Below are 9733 nucleotides of genomic sequence, written 5' to 3' on the forward strand. Positions count from 1 at the left end.
CGGACGCATCGCCGGCCTTTCGTCGAAGCCGGGCGCCCCGCGCCCGGCTTTCGTCATTCGGGCTCTCCACCATCGCGCGTCACGCCCCTGTGATGTGACGTGAGGGGAACTTCCGGCTGCGCGACCCGTTGGCCCGCCAGTTGAGAGGAAGCCCCCGTCACCCCGCCCATCCCATGGGGTGGCTCCTGCGCCGAGGCGCGGGGCGCCGTTCGGCCGCAGAGCCGACCGATGAAAGGAGACAATTCATGATGTCCAAGCTGAAGGCCGCCGTCGTCGGCATCTCGACCGCGGCGATGCTCGTCACCACCCCGCTGATGGCGGCGCCTGTCCTTGTGCAGCCGGCGGCACCGGCCGCCTCTGCGGCGACCGATACGCAGCTCGTCGAGGTCCGGCACGAGGGCCGCCGCTGGTGGCGCCACCGCGATCGTCATCGTCATGGCCGCTGGGACGGCCCGCGCCATCACCGCCACTACTATTACGGCCATCGCCATCGGGATCGCAGCAATATCGGCGCGGGCATAGCGGGCCTCGCCGTCGGTGCGATGATCGCCGGCGCGCTGTCGCAGCCGCGCGCCGGCTACAGCGACCGCGACGCCTATTGTGCCTCGCGCTACCGCTCCTACAATCCGCGGACCGGCACCTACACGACCTATGACGGCCGGCAGGTCGCCTGCCGCTGAGGCCATCCTCCCGGCTCTTGCGAAACGGCGCGGTCCTCGGACCGCGCCGTTTTCACGTCCCGGCCCTGCCGAGGGCCGAGAAATCGAACAGCCGCCGGTCGAGCAGATGCGACGGATTGGCGTTGCCGAGCGCCTTCAGCATGACATCCTTGCGGCCGGGATGTCGGCGCTCCCATTCGGCGAGCATCGCCTTCGCGGCGTTCCTCTGCAGCCCTTCCTGCGAGCCGCACAGGTCGCACGGGATGATCGGGAAGGCCATCGCCGCGGCGAAACGGGCGATATCGTCCTCGGCCGCATAGGCGAGCGGCCGCAGCACCATCACATCGCCCGCCTCGTTCAGGAGCTTTGGCGGCATGGCGGCGAGCTTGCCGCCATGGAAGAGGTTCATGAAGAAGGTCTCGAGAATATCCTCGCGGTGATGCCCGAGGACGAGCGCGGCGCAGCCCTCCTCGCGGGCGATCCGGTAGAGATGGCCGCGCCTGAGCCGGGAGCAGAGCGCGCAATAGGTCCGCCCCTCGGGGATCTTCGAGGTGACGATCGAATAGGTGTCCTGCCGCTCGATGCGATAGGGAACGCCGATCCCGTCCAGAAAGCGCGGCAGCACGTCCGCCGGAAAGCCCGGCTGCGCCTGATCGAGATTGCAGGCGAGGAGATCGACCGGCAGCAGCCCGCGCCATTTGAGATCGAGCAGGAGCGCGAGCAGCGTATAGCTGTCCTTGCCGCCCGAAAGGCCGACCAGCCAGCGTTCCTCCGGCCGCACCATGGCGAAATCGGTGAGCGCCTGCCGCATCTCGCGGATCAGCCGCTTGCGCAGCTTCTGGAACTCGACCGTCGACGGCGCGTCGCGAAAGAGCGGATGCGCGACGCCCTCGCCGGCATCGTCTTCGAGCGGGATCGCTTCGTCGAGCATGGCGGACCTCTCTTCTCCGCCTCCCTTTACCGCCCGCGGGCGAGGTTGACCACCACGACGCCGCAGATCGCCAGCACACCGCCGACGATCTCGATCGGCGTCGGCACCTCGCCGAGCCAGAGGAAGCCGACCAGCGTCGCGGTCGGCGGGATACCGTAGAGAAAGTTCGAGGCACGGCCGGCGGGAAACCGCTTCAACGCCGTCGCCCAGGTGAGATAGCCGATCACGGTCGGAAACACGACCATATAGGCGATCGCCCAGAACACCTCCGCCGGTGCCGTGCGGAGCGCCGAGACGGCCGGCGGCAGCCCGGGCAGCAGCGGCACGGCGCCGATGACGAACACCCAGGCGGTGACGACGAAGGCCGGATAGCGCCGCAGCAGCGGCTTCTGCAGCAGGCTCGAAATCGAGGTGCAGAGCGCCGCGCCGGCGATCAGCAGCGCACCGAGATTGAAGCCGAAGCTCTCCCCGCTGCCGAGCGCGATCAGCCCCACGCCCGAAAACGAGATCAGCGTGCCGACCCAGCTCATCGGGCCGAACCGCTCGCCGAGCACGGGAATGGCGAGCAGCGCGACGAGGATCGGATTGACGTTGATGATGAAGGCGGCGGGGCCGGCGGCGATCGTCGTCTCGCCGGTGTTGAGGAAGAGCGCGTAGAGCGGGATGAAGAGAAGCCCGAGCACGATGAAGCGGACGAGCTCGCGGCCGCGCGGCAGCGGCGGGCGCACGATCAGCAGATAGACGAGTGCCGGCACGGCCGCCGCGATGTAACGGGCGGCGGCGAGCTGATAGGGCGTGAGCGCCGAGAGGCCAACGCGGATCGCCGCGAAGGAAGAGGCCCAAGTGACGATCGTCACCAGCACCGCCGCGAAGCCGACCGGATCGAAACCGGTACGCCCGCCATCCCTTGCCGTCGCCATCTCCGGCCCTCCCCTCGTCCCGTCCCGCGCCCTTGAGAGGCGTCTCTACGGCATCAGTGCCGTGCCGGCGTCGCAACCGCCACCCGAAACGCGAAGGGCCGCCCGAAGGCGGCCCCGAAACGCGCGAAAGACGCGGAACTCAGCGCGAGTAGAACTCGACGACGAGGTTCGGCTCCATGTGCACCGGATAGGGCACGTCGGCGAGGCCGGGGACGCGGGCGAAGCGGGCGACCATCTTCGAATGGTCGGCCTCGACATATTCCGGCACGTCGCGCTCGGCGAGCTGGGTCGCCTCGATGACGACGGCGAGCTGCTTCGAGGCATCCTTGAGCTCGATCGTGTCGCCGACCTTGAGCATGAAGCTCGGGATCGTGACGCGGCGGCCATTGACCTTGACGTGGCCGTGGCTGACGAGCTGGCGGGCGGCGAACGGCGTGGCGGCGAACTTGGCGCGATAGACCACCGCGTCGAGCCGGCTCTCCAGAAGGCCGATCAGGTTCTCCGAGGAGTCGCCCTTGCGGCGGGTCGCCTCGGCATAGACCTTGCGGAACTGCTTCTCGGAGATGTTGCCGTAATAGCCCTTCAGCTTCTGCTTCGCGCGGAGCTGCGTGCCGTAATCGGAGACCTTGCCCTTGCGGCGCTGGCCGTGCTGGCCGGGGCCGTATTCGCGGCGGTTGACGGGGCTCTTCGGACGGCCCCAGAGATTTTCGCCGAGACGGCGGTCGATCTTATACTTGGACGAGAGACGCTTCGACATCGCGTATCCTTGCTGTGTTGAGGATCGCGCCCTCCTCTGCCCGCTCGCGCGGGCCGACAGGACGAGACGACGGGAGCAACCGGTCTCGTCCACGGGAGCATGAAACGCCGCGCGGGGCCCGAGGGCCCCGCTGCGACCGGGCCGATGTAGCGGAGCCGGCGCAGGAAGTCAACGCGCAGGGGTGGCCGCAGCGGGCACCGCCCACATCCAGAAGTGCCAGGGACCGCCGTGACGCGGATGCGTCAGCGTGAAATCGCGTTCCGGCGTCCGGATAAGGCCGAGGCGGGCGATCACCGCCTGCGAGCGGCGATTGTCGGGCATCGCATAGGCGATGATCCCGGCGAGGCCACGAATACCGGTCGCATGATCGAGCGCCGCCCGCGCGCTCTCGGTCGCATAGCCATGGCCCCAGGCGGAACGGGCGAAGCGCCAGCCGATCTCGAAATGCGGGCCGAGCGGATGGCGCGCATCCATGCGCGGCATCACCCCGCAATAGCCGAGAAAGGCGCCCTCGGGGCTCTCGACCGCGAAGCGGGAGGTGCCGTGCTCGCGCTCCGCGGCCCGGTAGCGCTCGAACTTCTCGTCGCTCGCCACGCGGTCGATCGGTCCGCCGAGATCGGCCATCACCTCGGCATCGGCGTGCATCGCCGCGAACGGCGCCCGATGACGCTCGTCCCAGATATGAAGGCGCAGCCTGTCGGTCTCGATCATCCCGGATCCTCCGCTCGGCGCGCATCTCGTCGCCCGGCCTTCTACCCCATCCCCTCTGCCGCGTCCCGCGCCGCAGCGACGGGACGGCTTGCAACCGGCGTCGCGCGACAACAGATAAGAAATCTTACATTTGCCCGCGAGGCCGCATGATCCCCTTCTCCGTGCTCGACCTGGCCCCCGTGCCGGAGGGTTCGTCCTCCGCGGACGCCTTCCGCAACACGCTCGATCTCGCCCGCCACGCGGAGCGGCTCGGCTATCGGCGCTACTGGCTGGCCGAGCACCACAACATGGTCGGCATCGCGAGCGCCGCGACCGCCGTGGTGATCGGCCATGTCGCGGCCGGCACCTCGACCATCCGGGTCGGCTCGGGCGGCGTGATGCTGCCGAACCACGCGCCGCTCGTCGTCGCCGAGCAGTTCGGCACGCTCGAATCGCTGTTCCCCGGCCGGATCGACCTCGGCCTCGGCCGGGCGCCGGGCACCGACATGCTGACCGCCCGGGCGCTGCGGCGCGACCAGGCGCAGGCCGCCGATCAATTCCCACAGGATGTCGTCGAACTGATCGGCTATTTCGAACCCGACGAGCCGGGCCGGCGGATCCGCGCCGTACCGGGGACGGGCTTGCGCGTGCCGGTCTGGCTGCTCGGCTCGAGCCTCTACAGCGCCCAGCTGGCGGCGATGCTCGGCCTTCCCTTCTCCTTCGCCTCGCATTTCGCGCCCGACCTGCTGCTCGAGGCGATCGAAATCTATCGTAGCCGCTTCGAGCCCTCCGAGCGGCTGGCGAAGCCCTATGTCATGCCTGCCGTCAACGTCTTCGCCGCCGACACGGAGGCCGAAGCGAAGCGCGCCTTCACCTCGCTCGAACAGCAATTCGCCCGGCTGCGGCGCGGCGCGCCCGGCAAGGTGCCGCCGCCGGTCGACGACATCGGCACCGTCATCTCGGCCGAGGAGCGGCTGTCGCTCGAGCGGACTTTCACCTATGCCTTTGTCGGCGACCGCGCGACGGTGAAGGACGGGCTCGCCCGCTTCATCGCGATGACCGGTGCGGACGAACTGATGATCGCCGGCCAGTTCTACGATCACGCGGCGCGGCTGCGGTCCTTCGCGATCGCGGCCGAAGTGCGCGACGCGCTCGCCGCCGAGCGGCAGGCGGCCTGAGCCGCCTCAGCCGGGCGCGAGGCCGAAGGCGGCGAGCAGCCCGGCGAGGCCGGCGGGCCAGGCGCCGCCCGAGGTGAGGTGCGCCCGGCCGGGCCGCATCGGGCGGTCCTCGGGCTCGGCCGCGAGCCCGAGCAGGCCGCGTACCCGGCGGGCGATCGCCTCCGCCGGATCGATGAAGACCACCGGCCAGGGCGCGAGCGCCGCGAACCGGTCGGCGAGGAAGGGATAGTGCGTGCAGGCGAGCACGATCGTATCCGTCCGCCGGCCGTCGATTTCGACGAAGGCCGGCGCAATCTCAGCCGCGATCGCCTCGTCGGAGACGGGGTCGCCGCGCATCACCGCTTCCGCATAGCGGGCGAGTTCGGAGGAGCCGACCAGCCGGACATGGCAGCCGCCGGCGAATTTCGCGATCAGGTCGCGCGTATAGTCGCGCTTCATCGCGCCCGGCGTCGCGAGCACCGCGACGACCCCGGAGTGGCTGCGCTCCGCTGCGGGCTTGATCGCCGGCACCGTGCCGACGAAGGGCACGGCGAAGCGCGAGCGCAGCGCCGGCAGGACGAGCGTCGAGGCGGTGTTGCAGGCGATGACGACGAGATCGGGCGTATGGCGCGGGATCAGCGCGTCCATCAAGCCGACGATCCGCTCGGTGAGCGCCGCCTCCTCCCAATCGCCATAGGGAAAGCCGGCATCGTCGGCGACATAGTCTATCGCCGCCGATGGCAGGCTGCGGCGGATGGCGTGCAGCACCGAGAGGCCGCCGATTCCCGAATCGAAGACGAGGAGACGGGGCGCGGCCTCGGCCGATGTCACGGCTCGTCCCCCCGCCCGGTAGTCAGCGTGCCGTCGCCGCGGTCGCGCGGCCGGGTCGGCCGGCGCTCGATCGCCGCGATCATGCCGCGCAGCGTCCGGACCTCCTGGCCCGTCAGGGCGGCCCGCTGCAGCATCGCCCGCAGCCCCTCGACGACGCTCGGCCGGCGCTCCGGCGGGCGGAAGAAGGAGGCGGCATCGAGCGAGGCCTCGAGATGCTCGAAGAGATTGAGCATCTCGGCCTTGGTGGCGGGCGGATCGTCGGGCCTGCCGAAGGGCAGCGCCTCCGCCTCGCCCGAGAAGCCCGACAGGCGCCATTCGTAGGCGAGGATCAGCACCGCCTGCGCGATGTTGAGCGAAGCGTATTCCGGGTCGACCGGCAGGGTGACGATCGCATCGGCGAGCGCCAGTTCCTCGTTCATCAGGCCGATCCGCTCGCGGCCGAACAGGATGCCGCCGGCGATGCCGTTCGCGGCACGCGGTCGCAACGCTGCCGCGGCCTCCTTGGGGCCGAGCACGGGCTTGGCGAGCGCCCGCGAGCGGGCCGTGGTGGCGAGCAGGAAGCCGAGATCGGCGACGGCCGCCTCCACCGTCGGAAACACCCGCGCCCGCGCGATCACATGGTCGGCCCGGCTCGCCGCGGCGTTCGCCCGCTCGTTCGGCCAGCCCTCGCGCGGATTGACGATCCGCAGATCCTTGAGACCGAAATTCGCCATGGCACGGGCGGCGGTGCCGATGTTCTCGCCGAGCTGCGGCTCGACCAGCACGATCGCCGGACCATCGGAAAGGAGCGTGTCGAAATTCTGCATGGCGGCGGGTTTAGGCCAATCGCCGCGGCTTGGCGAGGGGATCGGCGGGGGTATTGGCGGACCGGCCGCCGAGGCACGGGGTTCCCGCCGCGCCAACAGCCGGAAGGGCAACAGCCGGGAGGGCGGCGCACCCGGGCGCGCGGCACGCCGTCGCCGTGCCGTCCGCCGGCTTGCGCGCCGCCTGCCCTGGGAGGAGGATGATGGAACCGGAAATGGAGATCGCCGTCATGCCGACCGAGCTCGCCACCGCGCCGAAGGGCGCCCTGCCGAAGAACCTTTCCGACACAGTGCGCGACAATTGGGGCTGGTTCCTGGCGCTCGGTATCGTCTTCGTGATCGGCGGCCTGTTCGCGATCGCCCTGCCGCTCGTCTCCTCGCTCGCCGTCGGCGTCTTCCTAGCGGTCATCCTCGCCATCGCCGGCGTCGTGCAGATCGTGCACGCCTTCCGCATAAAGGCCTGGGGCGGCTTCCTGCTCGAGCTTCTGCTCGGCATTGCCGTGCTGCTCGGCGGCATTGCCATGTATGTCCTGCCGGTCTTCGCCGCGCTCGCCATCACGATCGTCGTCGCCGCCTCCTTCCTCGCGAAGGGGGTGTTCCAGATCCTGCTCGCCTTCCGCCTGCGACCGCGCGACGGCTGGGGCTGGATCCTCGCCGCCGGCATCGTCGCCCTCGTCGTCGGCGTCGCGATCCTCGCACAATACCCCTTCTCGGGCCTGTGGGTGCCCGGCGTGCTCGCCGGCGTGTCGCTGATCTTCACCGGCTGGAGCTATGTCGCCCTCGGTCTCGGCGCCCGGCAGCTCGGCTGAGGCCGACCGGCCGTCCCGTCGTCGGACCGGAGGCCTGCCACGAAAGGCGGAACTCCGCGGTTCTTTGCGCCGCAAACGACGGATGCTATAGGGTCGCGTTCCTTCCTTCCGTCCGGATTCCGGCCCGCTCAGAGGCGTCCGGACGCAGCCCGCGAGGTCAAAGGCTTCATGACGAAGATCAAGGTCGCCAATCCGGTCGTCGAGCTCGACGGCGACGAGATGACCCGCATCATCTGGCAGCTGATCAAGGACAAGCTGATCCACCCCTATCTCGACATCGACCTGCAATATTTCGATCTCGGCGTCGAGCATCGCGACGCGACCAACGACAAGGTGACGGTCGAGGCCGCCGAGGCGATCAAGAAGGTCGGCGTCGGCGTCAAATGCGCGACGATCACGCCCGACGAGGCGCGCGTGAAGGAATTCGGCCTCAAGGAGATGTGGAAGTCGCCGAACGGCACGATCCGCAACATCCTCGGCGGCGTGATCTTCCGCGAGCCGATCATCTGCAAGAACGTGCCGCGGCTCGTGCCGGGCTGGACGCAGCCGATCATCGTCGGCCGCCACGCCTTCGGCGACCAGTATCGCGCCACCGACTTCAAGGTGCCCGGCAAGGGCCGCATGACGATCAAGTTCGAGGGCGATGACGGCGCCGTCATCGAGAAGGAAGTCTTCAAGTTCCCCGGCGCCGGCGTCGCCATGGCGATGTACAATCTCGACGAGTCGATCCGGGAATTCGCCCGCGCCTCGCTGAATTACGGCCTGATGCGGAAATACCCCGTCTACCTCTCGACCAAGAACACGATCTTGAAGGCCTATGACGGCCGCTTCAAGGATCTGTTCCAGGAGGTGTTCGACGCCGAGTTCGCCGATGCGTTCAAGGCGGCCGGCATCATCTATGAGCACCGGCTGATCGACGACATGGTCGCCTCGGCGCTGAAATGGTCGGGCGGCTATGTCTGGGCCTGCAAGAACTATGACGGCGACGTCCAGTCCGACACGGTGGCGCAGGGCTTCGGCTCGCTCGGCCTGATGACCTCGGTGCTGCTGACGCCGGACGGGAAGACGGTCGAGGCCGAAGCGGCGCACGGCACGGTGACGCGGCACTATCGCGAGCATCAGAAGGGCAAGGAGACGTCGACCAATTCGATCGCCTCGATCTTCGCCTGGACCCGCGGCCTCGCGCACCGCGCCAAGCTCGACGACAATGCCGAACTCGCCGCCTTCGCGCAGACGCTCGAAAAGGTCTGCGTCGATACGGTCGAGGCGGGCTTCATGACGAAGGATCTGGCGCTGCTCGTCGGGCCGGACCAGAAATGGCTGTCGACGACCGGCTTCCTCGACAAGGTGAGCGACAATCTGACCAAGGCGATGGCGGCCTGAGCCCCTCGCCTTCCGCTTCGAAGGCCGGCGCGTCGCGCCGGCCTTTTTTGTCGGACGTCAGCCGGCGGGGGTGGCGATCCACCAGGTATTGCCGGTCGGATCCTTGATGCCGCCGCGGCGGTCGCCGTCCGGCTTGTCGGCCGGTGCGTCGACCGAGGTCGCGCCGTGCTCGAGCGCGAGCGCGTAGGTCGCGTCGACATCGTCGACATAGACGTGCAGCCAGACCGGGAAGGACGGCCATTGCGGCGTGCCGTCGGCGATCATCAGGGTCGAATCGCCGATCCGCACCGAGGCGTGCATCAGCGTGCCGTCCTCGCGATCGAGCCGCATCACGACCGCGCCGCCGAACACGGCGGCGACGAAGTCGAGGAGGCGCGGCGCCTCATAGGCGAGGATGTAGACCGAAACGGTGGAATGCTGCGCGGGCAGTGCGACCATGGCCGTCCTCCTGGATGTCGATCCGGTGAGTGTGCCCGATGTTTCGCTCGCTTCAATGACGGTTTTGCGCAGGGGGCGGCTGGTTTTGGCGCGAGGCGGTCTTGGTGCTTTGGCGCCTGTCTTTGCCCTCTGCCGCTTGCGAAGTCGGCTGATGACGTCCTCGCCCTCTGGCGCCGATCTGCCCCCTCTCCCGCTGTGCGGGAGAGGGCCGGGGTGAGGGCTCTTCGGGGAGCGGGGCTTGCGGTTTTGAGCCGCTCGGTGCGCACAGCAAAACCCCCGCCGGCTGTTGGGCACGGGCGGGGGTTTTGGGATTGCATCGCGAAGGGAAGGTTGTGATCTCGAAGAGGATGTTCGT

General features: G+C 69.0%; 11 protein-coding genes. 4 read left to right on the forward strand and 7 right to left on the reverse strand.

What is annotated here, in order from left to right; genetic code table 11:
• The first annotated feature begins 245 nt into the window (after positions 1 to 245).
• On the forward strand, positions 246 to 680 hold the full coding sequence (locus tag GGQ63_RS17935; RefSeq protein ID WP_246429855.1) for a BA14K family protein: 435 nt from the start codon (positions 246 to 248) through the stop codon (positions 678 to 680).
• Between the two features lie 52 nt (positions 681 to 732).
• Here GGQ63_RS17935 and ttcA read toward each other — a convergent pair whose 3' ends face one another.
• The 4 genes from ttcA to GGQ63_RS17955 all read right to left on the reverse strand — a co-directional run bounded on the left by ttcA (position 733) and on the right by GGQ63_RS17955 (position 3978).
• A complete protein-coding gene (ttcA, locus tag GGQ63_RS17940; RefSeq protein ID WP_183857978.1) occupies positions 733 to 1590 on the reverse strand; it encodes a tRNA 2-thiocytidine(32) synthetase TtcA in 858 nt (285 codons plus the stop codon).
• 26 nt (positions 1591 to 1616) lie between these two features.
• On the reverse strand, positions 1617 to 2510 hold the full coding sequence (locus GGQ63_RS17945; RefSeq protein WP_183857979.1) for a DMT family transporter: 894 nt from the start codon (positions 2508 to 2510) through the stop codon (positions 1617 to 1619).
• A gap of 139 nt (positions 2511 to 2649) precedes the next feature.
• Positions 2650 to 3267, reverse strand: coding sequence for a 30S ribosomal protein S4 (rpsD, locus tag GGQ63_RS17950; protein WP_183857980.1), 618 nt, complete (start codon positions 3265 to 3267; stop codon positions 2650 to 2652).
• 168 nt (positions 3268 to 3435) lie between these two features.
• On the reverse strand, positions 3436 to 3978 hold the full coding sequence (locus GGQ63_RS17955; RefSeq protein ID WP_183857981.1) for a GNAT family N-acetyltransferase: 543 nt from the start codon (positions 3976 to 3978) through the stop codon (positions 3436 to 3438).
• A gap of 146 nt (positions 3979 to 4124) precedes the next feature.
• Here GGQ63_RS17955 and GGQ63_RS17960 point away from each other — a divergent pair, with 146 nt between their 5' ends.
• Positions 4125 to 5135 (forward strand): LLM class flavin-dependent oxidoreductase, encoded by a 1011-nt coding sequence (locus GGQ63_RS17960; protein ID WP_183857982.1) that lies wholly within the window; start codon positions 4125 to 4127, stop codon positions 5133 to 5135.
• Positions 5136 to 5141: 6 nt separating this feature from the next.
• On the opposite strand, the gene murI is transcribed toward GGQ63_RS17960, so the two are convergent.
• Both murI and GGQ63_RS17970 read right to left on the reverse strand, forming a co-directional pair.
• Positions 5142 to 5945, reverse strand: coding sequence for a glutamate racemase (gene murI / locus GGQ63_RS17965; protein ID WP_183857983.1), 804 nt, complete (start codon positions 5943 to 5945; stop codon positions 5142 to 5144).
• A complete protein-coding gene (locus GGQ63_RS17970; protein WP_183857984.1) occupies positions 5942 to 6751 on the reverse strand; it encodes an RNA methyltransferase in 810 nt (269 codons plus the stop codon). Before GGQ63_RS17970 ends, murI begins: the two co-directional genes overlap by 4 nt.
• A gap of 197 nt (positions 6752 to 6948) precedes the next feature.
• On the opposite strand from GGQ63_RS17970, the gene GGQ63_RS17975 reads away from it, so the two are divergent.
• On the forward strand, positions 6949 to 7557 hold the full coding sequence (locus tag GGQ63_RS17975) for an HdeD family acid-resistance protein (RefSeq protein WP_246429856.1): 609 nt from the start codon (positions 6949 to 6951) through the stop codon (positions 7555 to 7557).
• A 168-nt stretch (positions 7558 to 7725) separates the two neighbouring features.
• Positions 7726 to 8940: an NADP-dependent isocitrate dehydrogenase gene (locus GGQ63_RS17980; RefSeq protein WP_183857985.1), complete on the forward strand. Its 1215-nt coding sequence runs from the start codon at positions 7726 to 7728 to the stop codon at positions 8938 to 8940.
• Positions 8941 to 8997: 57 nt separating this feature from the next.
• Here GGQ63_RS17980 and GGQ63_RS17985 read toward each other — a convergent pair whose 3' ends face one another.
• Positions 8998 to 9378 (reverse strand): VOC family protein, encoded by a 381-nt coding sequence (locus GGQ63_RS17985; protein ID WP_183857986.1) that lies wholly within the window; start codon positions 9376 to 9378, stop codon positions 8998 to 9000.
• Positions 9379 to 9733 lie beyond the last annotated feature (355 nt).

The organism is Prosthecomicrobium pneumaticum (assembly GCF_014199915.1).
Classification (GTDB): Bacteria; Pseudomonadota; Alphaproteobacteria; order Rhizobiales; family Kaistiaceae; genus Prosthecomicrobium; species Prosthecomicrobium pneumaticum.